Source organism: Klebsiella sp. ME-303 (genome assembly GCF_007910085.1).
Lineage (GTDB): Bacteria > Pseudomonadota > Gammaproteobacteria > Enterobacterales > Enterobacteriaceae > Klebsiella > Klebsiella michiganensis.
Window position 1 is genome coordinate 26,012 of record NZ_VOJB01000095.1, and the last position, 17,154, is coordinate 43,165.

15 protein-coding genes and 1 pseudogene are annotated in these 17,154 nt (G+C 58.5%); 4 read left to right on the forward strand and 12 right to left on the reverse strand.

Annotated elements, in window-relative coordinates; genetic code table 11:
* Nucleotides 1–140 precede the first annotated feature (140 nt).
* Together dld and FQK12_RS22930 are read left to right on the forward strand one after the other, a co-directional pair.
* Nucleotides 141–1,883, forward strand: a complete 1,743-nt coding sequence (dld, locus tag FQK12_RS22925; protein ID WP_004852628.1) for a D-lactate dehydrogenase — start codon at nt 141–143, stop codon at nt 1,881–1,883.
* Between the two features lie 97 nt (nt 1,884–1,980).
* On the forward strand, nt 1,981–2,535 hold the full coding sequence (locus tag FQK12_RS22930) for a GNAT family N-acetyltransferase (RefSeq protein WP_014230137.1): 555 nt from the start codon (nt 1,981–1,983) through the stop codon (nt 2,533–2,535).
* 94 nt (nt 2,536–2,629) lie between these two features.
* On the opposite strand, the gene pbpG is transcribed toward FQK12_RS22930, so the two are convergent.
* Complete coding sequence (gene pbpG / locus FQK12_RS22935; protein WP_014230138.1) at nt 2,630–3,577, reverse strand: D-alanyl-D-alanine endopeptidase; 948 nt, start codon at nt 3,575–3,577, stop codon at nt 2,630–2,632.
* A 176-nt stretch (nt 3,578–3,753) separates the two neighbouring features.
* Entirely contained in the window at nt 3,754–4,341 is a 588-nt protein-coding gene (locus FQK12_RS22940; protein WP_004122818.1) for a Yip1 family protein, read from the reverse strand.
* 155 nt (nt 4,342–4,496) lie between these two features.
* On the opposite strand from FQK12_RS22940, the gene FQK12_RS22945 reads away from it, so the two are divergent.
* Nucleotides 4,497–5,066 carry a DedA family protein gene (locus FQK12_RS22945; RefSeq protein WP_014230139.1) on the forward strand — a complete coding sequence of 190 codons (570 nt, stop codon included), beginning with the start codon at nt 4,497–4,499 and terminating at the stop codon, nt 5,064–5,066.
* 105 nt (nt 5,067–5,171) lie between these two features.
* Here the strand turns inward: FQK12_RS22945 and mdtQ are convergent, their stop codons facing one another.
* Entirely contained in the window at nt 5,172–6,611 is a 1,440-nt protein-coding gene (gene mdtQ, locus FQK12_RS22950) for a multidrug resistance outer membrane protein MdtQ (RefSeq protein ID WP_038423082.1), read from the reverse strand.
* Between the two features lie 119 nt (nt 6,612–6,730).
* Here mdtQ and FQK12_RS22955 point away from each other — a divergent pair, with 119 nt between their 5' ends.
* Complete coding sequence (locus FQK12_RS22955) at nt 6,731–7,465, forward strand: class I SAM-dependent methyltransferase (RefSeq protein ID WP_014230141.1); 735 nt, start codon at nt 6,731–6,733, stop codon at nt 7,463–7,465.
* 63 nt (nt 7,466–7,528) lie between these two features.
* Here FQK12_RS22955 and ascB read toward each other — a convergent pair whose 3' ends face one another.
* From ascB to FQK12_RS27765, 9 genes and pseudogenes are all read right to left on the reverse strand, one after another.
* Entirely contained in the window at nt 7,529–8,923 is a 1,395-nt protein-coding gene (gene ascB, locus FQK12_RS22960) for a 6-phospho-beta-glucosidase (protein WP_014230142.1), read from the reverse strand.
* Nucleotides 8,924–8,940: 17 nt separating this feature from the next.
* Nucleotides 8,941–10,914: pseudogene (gene bglF, locus FQK12_RS22965) on the reverse strand (PTS beta-glucoside transporter subunit IIABC).
* Nucleotides 10,915–10,967: 53 nt separating this feature from the next.
* A complete protein-coding gene (bglG, locus tag FQK12_RS22970) occupies nt 10,968–11,801 on the reverse strand; it encodes a transcriptional antiterminator BglG (RefSeq protein ID WP_014230144.1) in 834 nt (277 codons plus the stop codon).
* A 152-nt stretch (nt 11,802–11,953) separates the two neighbouring features.
* The gene (gene dusC, locus FQK12_RS22975; protein WP_014230145.1) at nt 11,954–12,892 is read right to left on the reverse strand and encodes a tRNA dihydrouridine(16) synthase DusC; all 939 of its coding nucleotides are present in this window, start codon (nt 12,890–12,892) and stop codon (nt 11,954–11,956) included.
* Nucleotides 12,893–13,065: 173 nt separating this feature from the next.
* Entirely contained in the window at nt 13,066–14,259 is a 1,194-nt protein-coding gene (locus FQK12_RS22980) for a 3-hydroxybenzoate 6-monooxygenase (protein ID WP_014230146.1), read from the reverse strand.
* 8 nt (nt 14,260–14,267) lie between these two features.
* Nucleotides 14,268–14,912, reverse strand: a complete 645-nt coding sequence (gene maiA / locus FQK12_RS22985) for a maleylacetoacetate isomerase (RefSeq protein ID WP_014230147.1) — start codon at nt 14,910–14,912, stop codon at nt 14,268–14,270.
* A gap of 8 nt (nt 14,913–14,920) precedes the next feature.
* Nucleotides 14,921–15,619, reverse strand: a complete 699-nt coding sequence (locus FQK12_RS22990; protein WP_014230148.1) for a fumarylacetoacetate hydrolase family protein — start codon at nt 15,617–15,619, stop codon at nt 14,921–14,923.
* Between the two features lie 23 nt (nt 15,620–15,642).
* Nucleotides 15,643–16,680, reverse strand: a complete 1,038-nt coding sequence (gene gtdA / locus FQK12_RS22995; protein ID WP_014230149.1) for a gentisate 1,2-dioxygenase — start codon at nt 16,678–16,680, stop codon at nt 15,643–15,645.
* 11 nt (nt 16,681–16,691) lie between these two features.
* Nucleotides 16,692–17,154, reverse strand: a 463-nt coding sequence (locus FQK12_RS27765; RefSeq protein ID WP_261393148.1) for an MFS transporter, incomplete at its 5' end; no start/stop codon positions are given.

Genomic DNA, 17,154 nt, shown 5'->3' on the forward strand with positions numbered 1-17,154 from the left:
AAGTCTGCCATAAACATAAACGAGACGCCTGAATAAAGCGCGCGTTGTTCTCTGATTTTTCGAAACATTGATGCATCAAATTGTCATACAAAGCGCTATTCTTATTTTTGATAATTTTGTACCACCACAAGGAGTGGAACATGTCATCTGCAACAACCTATAACAACGCTTTTCTGGCTGAACTCGCCCGTCTGGTCGGCTCGTCCCATCTGCTCACCGACCCGGCTAAAACCCAGCGCTACCGTAAAGGCTTTCGCTCCGGCCAGGGCGACGCGCTGGCGGTGGTCTTTCCCGGTACCCTGCTGGAGCTGTGGCGCGTGCTGAACGCCTGCGTCAACGCCGATAAAATCATTCTGATGCAGGCGGCCAACACCGGCCTGACCGAAGGCTCAACGCCGAACGGTAACGATTATGACCGCGATATCGTCATTATCAGCACCCTGCGCCTGGATAAACTGCATCTGCTGGATAAAGGCGAGCAGGTGCTGGCTTATCCCGGCACGACGCTCTATTCGCTGGAAAAAGCGCTGAAGCCGCTGGGTCGCGAACCGCACTCGGTCATTGGTTCATCCTGTATCGGGGCATCGGTGGTCGGCGGGATCTGCAACAACTCCGGCGGCTCGCTGGTACAGCGCGGCCCGGCGTACACCGAAATGTCGCTGTACGCGCAAATTGATGAAAACGGCAAGCTGACGCTGGTGAACCACCTCGGCATTGACCTCGGCACCACGCCGGAGCAAATCCTCAGCCGCCTCGACGACGAACGGGTTAAAGATGAAGATGTCCGCCACGACGGTCGCCACGCCCACGATCATGATTACGTCACCCGCGTGCGCGACGTGAATGCCGATACCCCGGCGCGCTACAACGCCGACCCGGACCGCCTGTTTGAATCCTCGGGCTGCGCCGGCAAGCTGGCGGTGTTCGCCGTGCGCCTCGATACCTTCCCGGCGGAAAAACGCCAGCAGGTGTTCTACATCGGTACCAACCGCCCGGACGTGCTGACCGAAATTCGCCGCCATATTCTCGCCGAGTTCAACCATCTGCCGGTGGCGGGCGAGTATATGCACCGCGATATTTACGACATCGCCGAGCAGTACGGGAAAGACACCTTCCTGATGATCGACAAGCTCGGCACCGATAAAATGCCGTTCTTCTTTACCATGAAGGGCCGCACCGACGCGATGCTGGAGAAAGTGTCGCTGTTTAAGCCGCACTTCACCGACCGCTTTATGCAAAAGCTGGGTCACGTCTTCCCGTCGCATCTGCCGGAGCGAATGAAAACCTGGCGCGATAAATACGAACACCATCTGCTGCTGAAAATGGCGGGCGACGGCATCGAAGAGGCTCAGGCCTGGCTCGGGGAATATTTCCAGAATGCCGAAGGGGATTTCTTCGTCTGCACCGCAGAAGAAGGCAGCAAAGCCTTCCTGCACCGCTTTGCCGCCGCGGGTGCGGCGATCCGCTACCAGGCGGTTCACGCCGATGAGGTGGAAGATATTCTGGCGCTGGACATCGCCCTGCGCCGTAACGACACCGAATGGTTTGAGCATCTTCCCGCCGATATCGATAGCCAGCTGGTGCATAAGCTCTATTACGGCCACTTTATGTGCCACGTTTTCCATCAGGATTACATCGTGAAAAAAGGCGTCGATGCCCACGAACTGAAAGAGAAAATGCTGGTGCTGCTGAAGGAGCGGGGCGCCCAATATCCGGCCGAGCATAACGTCGGCCATCTGTATGAAGCGCCGGAAAGCTTAAAACGCTTCTATCGCGAAAACGATCCCACCAACAGCATGAACCCGGGGATTGGCAAAACCAGTAAGCAAAAATACTGGGGAGAAGCGCAGGATAAACCGACGAGCGCGACCGAACCGCAATAATCCGCACGGGGGACTGTTCAGCCGCGGGGCTTCTGTATTACGCTGCACGCCGGAGAAATTTCCTCTCCGGCAAACCCGTTTAAGGAATTAATCCATCATGTCCGCAGTGGATAAGCTATACGACGCTGACTTAGAGATCCGCGAAGCGCTGCCCGATGACGCCCACGCTATCGCCGCGCTGTACGTCTGGCACGTGCTCAATGGACGCGCCTCTTTTGAAGAGATCCCGCCAACCGTGGATGAGATGCGCAAGCGAATCAAAACCGTGCGCGATAGCGGGCTGCCGTGGCTGGTTGCCCTGTGGCGCGGCACCATCGTCGGCTACTGCTACGCCACCTTTTACCGCCCGCGTCCGGCCTACCGCTACACCCTGGAAGAGTCGATTTACGTTGAGGCGGGAATGGGGGGACGCGGTATCGGCAGCGCCCTGCTCTCGCGGTTAATTGAGAAATGCGAACAGGGACCGTGGCGACAAATGCTGGCGATTATCGGCGATGGCCACAGTAACGCCGGGTCGATTGCGATTCATAAAAAGTTCGGTTTTAGCGTGGCGGGTCAGCTGCGCAGCGTCGGCTATAAGATGGGCGACTGGCGGGATACCTTGATTATGCAACGCCCGCTCGGCGATGGCGACTGGACGCTGCCGGAGTAACCCCCCGGCTCGCGCTGCGCTTAGCCGGGCTACGGTACAGCGCGGTTCGGTAGCCCGGATAAGGCGTTTACGCCGTAATCCGGGGAAATGGGGGTTAATCGTTCTGCGCGGTCTGCGCGCCGCCTTTCAGCATCGCATCGGCCATCTGCGCTTCACGCTGCTTTTTATAGCTGAGCGCGGAAGCCGGAACCGGCATCACTTTTCCCGTTTCAATCCACGTTCTCAGGCGGCTGGCATCGGCGAAGTGGGTATATTTGCCAAACGCATCCATCACCACCAGCGCCACCGGGCGCTGATTAATCACCGTACGCATAATCAGGCAGTGGCCCGCCGCGTTAGTAAAGCCGGTTTTGGTCAGCTGAATATTCCAGTTATCGCGGTAGACCAGATGGTTAGTATTGCGGAACGGCAGCGTATAGGCCGGATGGGCGAATGTCGCCATATCTTCTTTGGTGGTGCTCAGCTGGCCAATCAGCGGATACTGCTCGCTGGCGATCAGCAGCTTAGTCAGATCGCGGGCGGTAGAGACGTTATGAATCGACAGACCGGTGGGCTCAACGTAGCGGGTGCGGGTCATCCCCAGCGCCTGCGCCTTGGCGTTCATCGCGCGGATAAAGGCGTCATAGCCGCCCGGATAATGGTGCGCCAGGCTGGCGGCGGCGCGGTTTTCCGACGACATCAGCGCCAGCAGCAGCATATTGCGGCGGCTGATTTGGCTGTTCAGACGCACCCGTGAATAGATCCCTTTCATTTCAGGCGTCTGGCTGATATCAACGGTCAGCATCTCATCCAGCGGCAGATGGGCATCAAGCACCACCATCGCGGTCATCACCTTGGTGATCGACGCCATCGGGCGAACCAGGTCCGGCTGGCTGGCATAGATGATTTTTTTGCTGGCAAGGTCGACGATCATCGCACTGCCGGAAGCGATATCCGGCTGGGAGGCGGTCACCGCCGTGGAGGTTTTAGCCAACGCCTGGGGCGCAAAAGGCACAGCCAGCAGCAACGTCAGGCTGAGCAAAGAAACTCGAAATTTGGTCATCGTGAACATTCTGAAAAGTATTTTTGCACGTTATGAACGTACGCCGCGGCGCTGGGGTGATGACGCCGCTGGCAAAAATCATCATACCTTGTCAGAACGCGAGCTGGCTAATAAGAATCGTGAACAAATGCTGCATTGCCGACATAAAAATCTATTTATGCCGGCAATGAGTTAAATCAGAAGAGCCTATATCCGTATCCCCAGAGAATAACGGTAATCGCCAACAGCACTTCCAGCACCAGCACCCCTATCGCCAGAGTCGAGCTGGCGAAGCTCAACCCCTCTTCTTTGTTGATCCCCAGGAACGTGGGAATACCGAGATACAGCAGATAGCCGGTGTAAAGCAGCGCGACGGTCCCGACCAGCGCGCACAGCCACACCAGCGGATAGAGCGCCACGAGCCCGCTGAGGAAAAGCGGCGTGGCGACATAGCCGGCGAAAACCATACAGCGCTTAAGGGAAGGCCGCTGCGGATAGCTTCGTGCCATCCACCAGATAACCCGCCCCATCACCGCAACCCCGGCGAGCATCACGGCGTAAAACAGCACCGCCAGGGCCAGCCCGGTCATCAGCGACAGTTTTACCACCGTGCCGTCGCCGAAGTTCCAGCCCAGCTGCGTGGTGCCAATAAAGGCGCAGATAACCGGAACCGCCGCCATGACCAGCACATGGTGCGTATAGTGATGCGAAACGGTTTCGTTTTCGCTTTTAATAACGCTCATCTCTTGATTAGGATGAGAGAAGAGCCCCCAGACATGGTTCATAGCGTCCCCCTTGTCACGGCGTGGTACAGCACTGATCCAAGTATAATTCACCTTATAGATTATTTTGTGTACAGCGAGAAAAATGCGCTTCCCCCGCATTTTTATCATCAGGGTGTATGATTAAGGGACTGACGTTTTATGGAGTTAATCTTTATATGGATATCAATAACCTGATTTCCCAGTACGGCTACGCGGCGCTGGTCATTGGCAGCGTGGCGGAAGGCGAAACCATCACGCTGCTCGGCGGCGTGGCGGCACATCAGGGATTATTGAAGTTCTGGCTGGTGGTTATCTCGGTCGCCCTGGGGGGGATGATTGGCGATCAGCTGCTTTATTTACTCGGCAGGCGCTTTGGCGGACGGATTCTGCGGCGATTCGCACGCCAGAAAAAGCGGATCCAAAAGGCCCAGCGGATGATCCAGCGTCGCCCCTACCTGTTTGTCATCGGCACCCGCTTTATGTACGGCTTTCGGGTTATCGGCCCGCTGCTGATTGGCGCCAGCCGCCTGCCGCCGAAGGTGTTTCTGCCGCTGAATATTGTCGGCGCGATTATCTGGGCGTTAATTTTTACCACGCTCGGCTATCTCGGCGGGGAAGCGATTGGCCCGTGGCTGCATCATCTGGATGCGCATCTGAAGCACTGGATCTGGCTGATTCTGGCGGTGGTGCTGGTGGTTGCGGCGCACTGGTGGCTAAAGCGCCGCGAGGCAAAGAAGAAAGAGTGACGAGAGTTCCCGGATGGCGGCGTAAACGCCTTATCCGGGCGACAACCCCACAGATCGCATGGGCCTGTAGCCCGGCTAAGCGCAGCGCGAGCCGGGGAAACAGAACTACTTCGCCGCCTGATGATACCCGCCGCCCAGCGCGGAGGTCAGCTGGATGCTGGCATCAAGCCACTGGCCGTGCAGGCGCAGCGCGGTGACGCGCTCCTGCAGCGCCGGCAGCTTCGCCAGGCTGACGCGCGAGCCGGAAATAATCCCGGCGTTCATCCGCGCCTGCGCCAGCGCGACCATCCGCTGAGCATCTTTTTCAACCTGCCGCTGCTGCTGATTTTTCGCCATCAGCGTTTCCATCTGGCTGGCGGTTTTCGCCACCTGATTAACCGCATCGACCACCGCTTTGTTGTACTTCGCTATCGACAGGGCATTTTGCGCGCTGGCGATATCCAGATTCGCGTTCAGGCGGCCGCTATCAAAGATCGGCAGGGTCAGCCCGGCGGTGACGCCCATCTGCTGGGCAGAGTGGCGGAACAGATCGCTGAGATGCAGGGCATCCTGCTGCAGGAAGGCCATCAGGTTGATATCCGGATAAAACGCGGCTTTCGCGGCATCAACTTCGCTTAATGAAGCCTCGATATACCAGTGGGCGACCTGCAGGTCCGGGCGTCGCGCCAGCAGCTCATAGCCCAGCTGGTTGGGCATTTGCGCGCTGACGGCGGGTAAATCCGCCGGATGAAGATTCAGCGCCTGGCTCTGGCTGTTGGTCAGCGCCATCAGCCGCGCTTCAATCTCCTTCATATTGCCCGCCACGTCGGCGAGCTGCTGATCGGTTTTACTGACGTTAATATCGTTCTCGGCCCCTTCGGCCGAGTTGGTGATCCCGCGTTGATACAGCGCAGTATCCACGGTAACGACATTATTCTGTTCGCGCTTCACCTGCGTCAGCACGTTTTTAATGGCCGCTTCGGTCTGCCACTGCCAGTAAAGGCGGGCGACGCTGCCGGCCAGCAGTTCGCGGGTCTGGGCTTCTTCGGCGACCTGGGCTTTGACTTCACCGATGCGCGCTTTAAGTAGCGCGCGGTTTTTACCCCACAGATCCAGATCCCATCCGGCGGTCAGTCCGAAGGTGCCGTTGGTGTACCACGGCCCGGTATTGCCGTCGGTATCGGTGGCAAACGGCCCCATCAGCCCCTCGGAGGACATTTTCTGCCGTTCAATATCGGCGGAAAAATCCAGGTTCGGCCCCAGGCTGGATTGCGACATCCGCGCCTGCGCTTCCGCCAGCCTGATGCGCTGTTCGGCAATCTGCATGTCCGGCGCATTGGCTAAGGCACGCTGAATCAGGCTATTGAGCTGAGGGTCATGGTAATCCTGCCACCAGTTGCTCTGCGGCCAGCCGTTTTTCACGGCGGCGGGCAGTTCCGTTGCGACGTGGGATGCCGGGGTTTGCTGCTGGAGCGGCTTGCCAGTATCGTGCGATGGCGCGCAGCCCGCCAGCGCGATAACCAGTGGCAGGCCAGCCAACGCGCGTATGCTCAAAGTCAGGTTCATGAAATCGGTCAGATGATTAAATAAGGTCGGGTATATTAAGCTACTTGCATCCTAGCCGTTTAGTAAAGCGTGTGCCGTAACTATTAGCAGACTAAAAATAAACTTCTCATGGAGTGACAATGAGTCAGAACATCTATGACGATCCCGCTTTTTTTGCCGGATACGCCACCCTCGACCGTTCAGTCAAAGGGCTGGAAGGCGCGCCCGAGTGGCCGACCCTTCAGCAAATGCTTCCGCCATTATCCGGTTTACGGGTCGTCGATCTTGGCTGCGGCTACGGCTGGTTTTGCCGCTGGGCCCGCGATCGGGGCGCCGCGCAGGTGGACGGGCTGGATCTCTCCAGTCGAATGCTGGAGCGCGCCCGCGAAATGACGGAGGGCGAAGGTATCCGCTATCGCTGCGAAGATCTTCAGACGCTTACCCTGCCCGCCGATAGCTGCGAGCTGGTCTATAGCTCGCTGGCGCTGCACTATCTGCCCGACGTGGCGCCGCTGTTCGCCACCGTTTACCGGGCGCTAACGCCCGGCGGTACGCTGCTGTTCTCCGCCGAGCATCCCATCTATACCGCCCCGCCGCGTCAGGGCTGGCAGGTGGATGAGAACGGGCAGAAAAGTTGGCCGGTGAGCCACTACCAGCAGGAGGGCGAGCGCATCAGCAACTGGTTTGCCGACGGGGTGAAAAAGCAGCACCGCAAGCTTTCCAGCTGGATAAACCAGCTGATCGCCGCCGGTTTTATCATCGATCATCTGGATGAGTGGGGACCGACGGCGGAGCAGATTGCCGCTCAGCCGGCGCTGGATGAAGAAAAAGAGCGGCCGATGATTTTTCTCCTGCGCGCGCGCAAGCCGGCGTAATAGGCAAAAAGGCCCGGAAGTTATCCGGGCCATAAGGCTGATGTTAGCTTCGTGCTCAGGGCATTACTCTTTTAAGCTGCCGCCGTTGGTGGCGATTACCTCTTTATACCACCAGAAGCTCTTCTTGCGGCTGCGCGCCAGGGTGCCGTTGCCTTCATCGTCGCGATCGACGTAGATAAAGCCATAGCGTTTGGACATCTCCGCCTTCGACGCGCTCACCAGGTCGATAGGCCCCCAGCTGGTGTAGCCCATCAGCTCAACGCCGTCCTCTATTGCCTCACGAGCCTGCACCAGATGGTCGTTAAGGTAGCTGATCCGGTAATCGTCGTTGATGCTGCCGTCGGCTTCCACCTTATCCTTTGCGCCCAGGCCGTTTTCCACGATAAACAGCGGCTTCTGATAGCGATCCCACAGCACGTTCAGCAGCGTGCGCAGGCCAAGGGGGTCAATCTGCCAGCCCCACTCCGAGCTTGCCAGGTGCGGGTTCGGCACCATGCTGAGAATATTGCCGCGCGATTTTTTGTTCAGCTCTTCGTCGGCGGTCACGCAGCCGGTCATGTAGTAGCTGAAGGAGATAAAATCGACGGTCTCTTTCAGGGCTTCGCGATCGGCATCGGCGATCTCAAGGCTAATGCCGTTGTCGCGGAAATAGCGCAGCATATAGCCCGGGTAAGCGCCGCGGCACTGGACATCGCCAAAGAACTGCCAGCTGCGGTTCTGCTGCAGGGTTTCAAAAATATCGTCCGGTTTGCAGCTCAGCGGATACATCAGGCCGCCGAGCAGCATGTTGCCGATTTTGCCCTCAGGCACGATGTCATGGCAGGCCTTAGCCGCCAGCGCGCTCGCCACCAGCTGATGATGAATGGCCTGGTAGACTTCAGCTTTGCTGCTGTCGGCCGGCAGACCGACGCCGGTCATCGGCGCGTGCAGGGACATATTGATTTCATTAAAGGTCAGCCACAGTTTGACCTTCGCCTGGTAGCGCGCAAACACCGTACGGGCGTAGCGTTCGAAGAAGCCAATGACTTTGCGATTGCCCCAGCCGCCGTAGTTTTTCACCAGCGCCCACGGCATCTCATAGTGGGACAGGGTCACCAGCGGAGTAATATTGTGCTTCGCCATTTCATCAAACAGCTTATCGTAAAAGGCCAGCCCGGCTTCGTTTGGCTGCGCCTCATCGCCCTCAGGGAAAATACGCGCCCAGGCAATGGATACGCGCAGGCAGTTAAAGCCCATCTCGGCAAAGAGGCTGATATCCTCCGGATAACGATGGTAAAAATCGATAGCAACATCTTTTATACCGCTATCGCCAGGCACGCGTTCTACGACGTCGCCAAATACGCCGCGCGGCTGGACGTCAGAAGTGGTTAATCCCTTCCCGTCTTCCAGATAAGCGCCTTCAACCTGGTTTGCCGCGGTCGCGCCGCCCCATAAAAACGCCTGTGGGAATGTCTTCATTCATCTCTCTCCTGTGATTAACGGCTTACGGACAACAGCGGCTGACCGGCATCCACCGCGCTGGCGGATACGATGTCGAGAGCACGAAAATCGTCGCTGTTGCTGATAATAATGGGCGTCGCCAGATCGTAACCGGCGTTCAGAATCGCCTGACGGTCAAACTCCAGCAGCAGATCGCCCGCTTTGATTTTGTCGCCCTCTTTAACGTGGGCGGTGAACGGTGCGCCATCGAGCTTGACGGTGTCGATGCCCACGTGGATGAGCAGCTCGATTCCGCTATCGCTCAGCAGACCGATGGCATGTTTCGTCTGAAAAATCGAGGCGACCTCGCCCGAGAACGGCGCAATAACTTTGCCCACTGAGGGGATAATCGCCACGCCCTGGCCAAGTAAACCGCTGGCGAAGGTGCTATCGGGAACCTGATCCAACGCCAGTACGCTGCCGGTCATCGGCGCCAGGATGTCGTTTTCCGAGGCCGGAGCCACCACAACGGCCGCCTGTTCAGCGGTGCTGCGCGGCAGCCCGGCGACTAACGTGAGCGCGCAGGCGATAATTAAAGCGGCAACCGTCCCCAGCGCGCCGCCCCACACCGTGGCGTCAATGCCCTGCGGCGGGATCATCTGCGCCAGGGTGAAAATATTACCGAAACCGAAAGAATAGACGTGGCTGTCGCTAAAGCCGACAATCGCGCCGCCGATGGCGCCAGCGACGCAGCCGAAGATAAACGGACGGCGGAGCGGCAGATTCAGCCCATAAATCGCCGGCTCGGTCACGCCGAAGATCCCCGCGGATACCGCCGAGCCCGCCAGCACTTTTTGCCGCGCATCGCGGGTGCGCAGGAAAATCCCCAGCGCGGCGCCAACCTGCCCCATCACCGCCGGCAGCAGCATCGGCATCATCGAATCATGGCCAAGCACGGCAAGGTTGTTAATCATTAACGGTATCAGGCCCCAGTGCAGCCCAAAGATGACGCACACCTGCCACAGCGCCCCCATCGCCGCGCCGGCAAGCCAGGGCGCAACCTGATAGATAAGCTGATAGCCGTTGGCCAGCTGCTGGCTCAGCCAGGTCGCAACCGGGCCGATAATCAGAAACGTGAGCGGGACGACCACGGCCAGGCAAATCGCCGGGGTAAAGAAGTTCTTCATCGACGAGGGCAGTATCGCGTTGCTGCGCCGCTCAATCCAGCAGCTCACCCACGAGGCGAGGATAATCGGGATGACCGATGAACTGTAATTGATAAAGGTCACCGGAATCCCAAGGAAATACTCCGCCGCGGCGTCAGGCGCCATACTGGCTTCAAAAGATTGAATCATCAGCGGGTGGGTTAACGCGCCGCCGATCACCATGGTAATAAAGGCGTTGCCGCCAAATTTCTTACCGGCGGTATAGCCGAGAAACAGCGGGAAAAAGAAGAACAGCGCATCGCTGGCGGCAAACCAGATTTTGTAGGTTGCCTGCTGCGTCGTTAACCAGCCGCAAACCACCGCCAGCGCCAGCAGCCCTTTGAGGATCCCCGAGGCCGCCAGGACGCCGATAAACGGGGTGAAAATACCGGAAACCACGTCGATAAGCTGGCCGATAATCGACACTTTTTCGCCTTTCACCGCCACCGGCTCGCTGTCATCCGTCAGTCCGGCTTCGCTGCGCACCGCCAGCCAGACATCGTGCACGTGGTTACCGATGACCACCTGAAACTGGCCGCCGCTTTCCACCACCATGATGACGCCAGGATTCGCCTTCAGTCCTTCGGCATCCGCCTTCTTGCTATCTTTGAGCTTAAAACGCAGCCGCGTTGCGCAGTGAACCAGACTCACAATATTCTCTTTGCCACCAACCCGGCTGAGAATATCCTGCGCGAGTGCTTTATATTCCATGCTGTTTTTCCTTACTTCCGCTGCCCGCAGGCATCGTTAACTGAGTATTAAAAATAAAAAAAAACCCGAGAACAACGCCGTGTAGGCGTTGCGCTCAGGTTTTGCCTGCGTAATGCAGTAACAATCCAGTTGTAGCGCGGGAGCTATGCGCCAGGCCCGATCGGCGCTTAGCGTCCCTCTTTTCTCACCCGCTCAATATGAATGGCGAGAAACATAATTTCTTCCGTCGTCAGCGGCCGCTGGTAGCTCTTTTGCAGGTGCCGGGCGACGGTTTCCGCACACTTCCACGCTTTAGGGTAGTTATCCTTTACCGCGCTGTGCAGCGTCACATCATCATCTTCGACCACCGTTCGCGTCAGCATGCGCTGGGCGAAAAACTTGAGATGGGTGACAAAGCGCTGGTAGCTCAGCGACTCTTCATCGTAGTTCAGCGTCAGCTGATACTTCACCAGCTGCAGGATCTCCTGCATGACCCGGGTGACGTGCATTACTTCCGGCATTTCGCTGTTGAGCTGCGCCGTGACCAGATGCAGGGCGATAAAACCCGCTTCATCTTCGGCCAGTTCAACCCCGAGCCGTTTGGCGATAATCGCCCGCGCTTCCTGCCCTAACTCAAATTCCTTCGGATACAGCCGCTTTATTTCCCACAGCAGCACATTACGAATAGCGATGCCCTTCTTCTGCCGCTCAATCGCAAAGTGGCAGTGATCGGTCAGGGTAATGTACAAACTATCCTGTAACTTACCGAGACGACCGCGCGCCAGATCGATGATCCGATCGCAGGTCGTCATCACTTCTAATGGTATCTGACTGAGTAATTCACCTAAACGGCCAACCAGTTCATCGCTCTGCAGCGCGAAGACCTTTTCAATTTTACTTTCATCAAGAGAGTCACCAACGCGTTTCTGAAAGGCAAGTCCTCGGCCCATGACCACCTGTTCGCGCTGCTGCTCATCAACAACCACCACTACATTATTATTAAGTACTTTGGCGATTTGCATATGAACCCCAAAAACAAAAAAACCTGACCCCGACGGATGCCAGGAAATCAGGTTTTGCCTGCCGGAGCAGTAACAATCGGTAGTGAGTATTTCACTGTCCGCCGGGTAATCTCAATGGGACAAGCTAAAAAATGTGATGCCGGTCAGATAGTTTAGCTACGCCAGTCGTTAATCGTGCGCGCTATGCTGGTTGAATCCTGTAGGGTGCGTACCGCGCTGAACAGGTCAGCCGCTTCGAGGTACTCTTTACGCAAATAGCTCAGCCACTGTTTTATCCGCGCGACGTGATAAAGGCCGGTGTCGCCCTGCTTTTCCAGACGGGTGTATTTTTGCAGCAGTTCGACCACCTGCGGCCAGGGCATACGCGGTTCGTTATATTTTATCACCCGGCTCAGGTTTGGAACGTTCAGCGCGCCGCGGCCAATCATCACCGCATCGCAGCCGGTCGCGGCCAGGCAATCCTGGGCGCTTTGCCAGTCCCAGATTTCACCGTTGGCCACCACCGGGATAGTCAGGCGCTGACGGATTTCGCCAATAGCCTGCCAGTCAATGCGCTCCGCTTTATAGCCATCCTCTTTGGTGCGGCCGTGAACCACCAGCTCGCTGGCGCCCGCCTGCTGGACCGCATCGGCAATTTCAAACCGCCGCTCGCCGCTGTCCCAGCCAAGCCGAACTTTTACCGTGACCGGCAGATGGCCGGGAACCGCCTCGCGCATCGCTTTGGCGCCGCGATAGATAAGCTCGGGATCTTTGAGCAGCGTCGCCCCGCCGCCGCTGCCGTTCACCAGCTTTGACGGGCAGCCGCAGTTAAGGTCAACGCCCCAGGAACCGAGCTCGACCGCGCGAGCGGCGTTTTCCGCCAGCCACTGCGGATACTGCCCGAGCAGCTGTACGCGCACGCGGGTGCCGGACGGCGTCAGGCTGTTGTTATGCAGTTCCGGACACAGTCTGTAGAACGATTTTACCGGCAGGAGCTGATCCACCACGCGCAAAAATTCGGTGATGCAGAGATCGTAATCATTCACTTCGGTCAGCAGCTCGCGCACCAGCGAATCGAGCACGCCTTCCATCGGCGCCAGTAATACACGCATATTGTTTTTTCATTGCCCGGAAAAAAGAGGCGCTATGTTAGCGCCTCTGGATGCGGGTTGAAAGGGGCCAAGATCGGTTTTCCCGGCAGCGGCGCTGCTGCTTCCCGGCTTGCGCTGCGCTTAGCCGGGCTACAAGGTCACCTCTGTCTGCGCCCCGGGAAATGCACAGCCGCTTAACGTGGTTCCAGGCAGTTATCCTCTTTCCAGCCGTACAGCCACTCGATGCCGCGATAAAACTCGCTCTGGGTCTTGCCTTTCCACAGCAGGTTGCGTACCTGGCGCTCAACGCCGGCGGCGTGATAGACCCGCCCCATTTCACGCGTCGACCAGACGATCCGCGCGGTACGCGGAATACGTACCGACTCATACAGCGCGAAAGCGCGGGCGGCGTCGCCGTCGCACTGCGCCAGGGCTTTACCCAGCGTCACCGCGTCTTCCAGCGCCATACAGGCCCCCTGGGCCATATACTGCGCCACCGGGTGAGCGGCATCGCCAACCAGCGTGATGCGGTCGTTGCCCCATTTCTCTACCGGCTCGCGGTCGGCGGTGGACCAGCGCCGCCAGGAGGTCGGCTTATCCAGCATCTGCCGGGGACGCGGGTGAATGCCTTTAAAGTAGGAGAGCACCTCTTCTTTACTGCCGTCGCGCACGCCCCACTCTTCTTTCTCCCGGCTGTGGAAGGTCACCACCAGATTGTACTGCTTGCCGCCGCGCAGCGGATAATGCACCAGGTGGCAGTGCGGACCCGCCCACAGCACCGGCGCGTTAATGCGCAAATCGTCCGGCATATCGGCGGCGTCGACCACCGCGCGATAGACTACATGGCCGGTTACCCGCGGCGTATCGCCCAGCAGGCTCTGACGCACCACCGACTTCACGCCGTCGCAGCCGATCAGGATATCCGCCGTCCAGCTGTTGCCTTTGTCATCGAAAACCGTCACGTCGTCGGCGGTCTGGCGGATATCCGCCACCTGGGTCGAGGTGCGGTACTCCACGCCCGGATGACTCTGCGCCGCCTCCCAGACGGTGGCGTGGATGTCTACCCGGTGGATCACCGCATACGGCCCGCCAAAATGGTCGCGGAACGCCTGTCCGGTCTCAATATGCACCACCTCTTCGCCGCTTACCGCATCCATCATGGTGATATGGTCGGTAAATACCGCCCGCTGCCGGGCGACTGCGCCGACGCCGAGGCTGTCCAGCGCCGAGAACGCGTTAGGGCCAAGCTGGATCCCCGCGCCGATTTCGCCGATTTCATGCGCCTTTTCCAGCAGCATCACCTTGATGCCCTGGCGCGCCAGAGAGAGCGCCGTGGCCGCTCCGCCAATACCACCGCCGACAATAATTGCTCGCATCACTTTTGCCATGTTGCCTCCTAAGCCGGGATCTTATCTTGTTGGTTTTCCGGCGCGGCGGCGATAAACGCCGGTAGCCGGGTGCAGACGTCATAGACCGCCTGGCAGCGCGGATAGTGGCTGAGATCGCAGCCCATTCTCAGCGCGTTGGCCCACTGCGGAACCAGACAGCAGTCTGCCAGCGTGGGCGCATCGCCCACGCAAAAATCGCCGGATTTCGCGTGGCGCAATAGCTGCTCGACGGCGCTGAATCCCTGCTGGATCCAGTGCGCATACCAGCGCTTTTTCTCCTCTTCGCTCACCTTCAGTTCGTCGCTGAGGTAGCGTAAAACGCGCATGTTGTTTATTGGGTGAATATCGCAGGCGATGGCGTAAACAATCTCCAGGACCCGCATCCGCGCGCTGTCCTCCTGGGGCAGCAGCAGCGGCTGCGGATAGTGCCGATCCAGCCAGTCGGCAATCGCCAGCGACTGGCCGAGAGATTCACCATCATCAGTAATCAACGTTGGCACCAGGCCAACCGGATTCAGCCGCCGGTACTCCAGCGCGTTCTGCTGACCGATGCGGATATTGACGCCCACGCTCTGGTAGTCGATGCCTTTCAGCGCCAGCGCGATGCGCACGCGGTAGGAGGCTGAGCTATTGAAAAAACTGTACAGCTTCATCATTCACCTCACACCACGCGCACGGCGATTGGCGTCAGTCCATCTACGTTGCCGGTGATGACATCGCCTTTCACCACCGCGCCGACGCCTTCCGGCGTGCCGGTGAAAATCAGATCGCCGGGCTGCAGCTCAAAGAAGCCGGAAAGATAGCTGATGGTTTCATTGACCGACCAGATCAGGTGACGAATATCGCTGCGCTGATGATCTTCCCCGTTTACCTGCAGCCAAATTCCGGCCTGGTTCACGTCCGCCGTATCCGCTTTATGCAGCGGCGCAATCGGCGCGGACAGGTCAAAAGCTTTACCAATCTCCCACGGACGGCCCATCTGGCGCATCTCCATCTGGCGATCGCGGCGGGTCATATCCAGCCCCGTGGCATAGCCCCAGATATACTCATGGGCCTGCTCCAGCGGGATATCGCTTCCCCGCTTGCCAATCGCCACCACCAGTTCAATTTCGTAGTGATAGTTATCGGTTTGCGTCGGATACGGTAACTCCAGCGTCTCTCCCGCAGCGACGGGCACCACCGCATCGGCTGGCTTACAGAAGAAAAACGGCGGTTCGCGATCCGGGTCAAAGCCCATTTCACGCGCGTGAGCGGCGTAGTTGCGGCCCACGCAGTAAACGCGGCGCACCGGGAACTGCTCATCGCTGCCGACAACCGGAACGCTAATCGGGGCCTGGGGTGCAAAAACGTATTGAGTCATGATGGATTCCTTATTCTTCATTTTTAATAACGCGCTTCGCGGAACAGGCCGAGCGCTTCCTGCACGGGACGGTCCGAAAAGCTGAATAACACGGTATCTTCGGCAGAGTTAAAAGAGACGGCATGCCAGGTCGGCACCACGAAGATATCTTTTGCCTGGAAGGCGAAGGTCTGTTCGCCAATGGTGACCTGGCCGCTGCCTTCCACCACGTGATAGATAGTGCTGTCGGTGGTTTTCGCCGCGCGTGAGGTAAACCCTTTCGGTAACAGCTGCAGGAAGGCGCCCATCGACGGCATCGGATAGCCGCCGGTAACCGGGTTGACGTAGCGCATTTTATAGCCGTCCCACTCGTCGGCATCGCCCATACGCGTCAGGTCGTGCAGCGCTTCGCGGCTGCGGTCGTAGCGATAGTTAAAGATGGGCGAAGAGTTACCGACCTGATGGCGCAGCGGCAGCATATTGGCGGCGTAGCGCGGCAGGTAGTCTCCCTCTTTGCGGGTCACCGGCTGCTGATCTTCCGGGTAATCCTCAGCGAAGCCGCAGCCCAGATAGTTCACCAGCGGCAGGTCGAGGCCGTCGAGCCAGACCACCGGCTCATTGCCGGGATTGCCGTGATCGTGCCAGCGCCACTGCGGCGTCAGAATAAAGTCGCCGGCGCGCATGGCGGTGCGTTCGCCATCGACGGCGGTAAATGCCCCTTCACCTTCAACCACAAAGCGCAGCGCCGACTGGTTATGACGGTGGCTCGGCGCCACTTCGCCGGGCATGATCAGCTGTAAACCGGCGTACAGCGAGGAGGTAATCGATGACTGTCCGCGCAGCGCCGGGTTCTCCAGCACCAGCACGCGGCGTATCGCCTCTTTCGCGCCAATCAGCTCGCCGCTTTTCATCAGCAGCGGACGAATCTCCTGATAATTCCAGTAGGCCGGGGCGCAGGTGGCATTCGGCGTTTTCGGCACCAGGTGGTGCAGGGATTCCCAAAGCGGCGTCAGATTTTGGCCGGAAATATGCTGATAGTACTGCTGACGGTCTTTATTGATTTCCATTGAAGATTGAGTCATGAGCGTTCTCCTTATTTATTCACGATGCCAGCAGAAGGCAACGCGGCAGGTACAGATGTTGGGTTGCGGACGGCAAGCGTCAGCAGGACAAGCATCACGGCGCTAACGACGGCCGGTACTGCGATAACAAAAAACAGGGTGTCAAAAGAGAAATTCATCGCCATCATCACGCCGCCGGAGAGCGAGCCGACGATGGCGCCGCAGCGGCCGACCGCGTTTGACCAGCTCACCCCGGTCGCGCGGCTTTGGGTGGGATACAGCGTAGCGGTTAGCGCATTCAGCCCTACCTGCGAGCCGCTGATGCCAATCCCGGTGCCGAAAATCGCCAGCGCCATCAGCCACAGGCCGTTCTCGCTCAGGCCAATCATGACGATACAAACCGCCCCCAGGCCGTAGCTCAGCGCCAGCACCCGATAGGGATTGAAGCGATCCATCAGCACGCCGAGCAGCAGCGCGCCAAAGGTGCCGCCAATC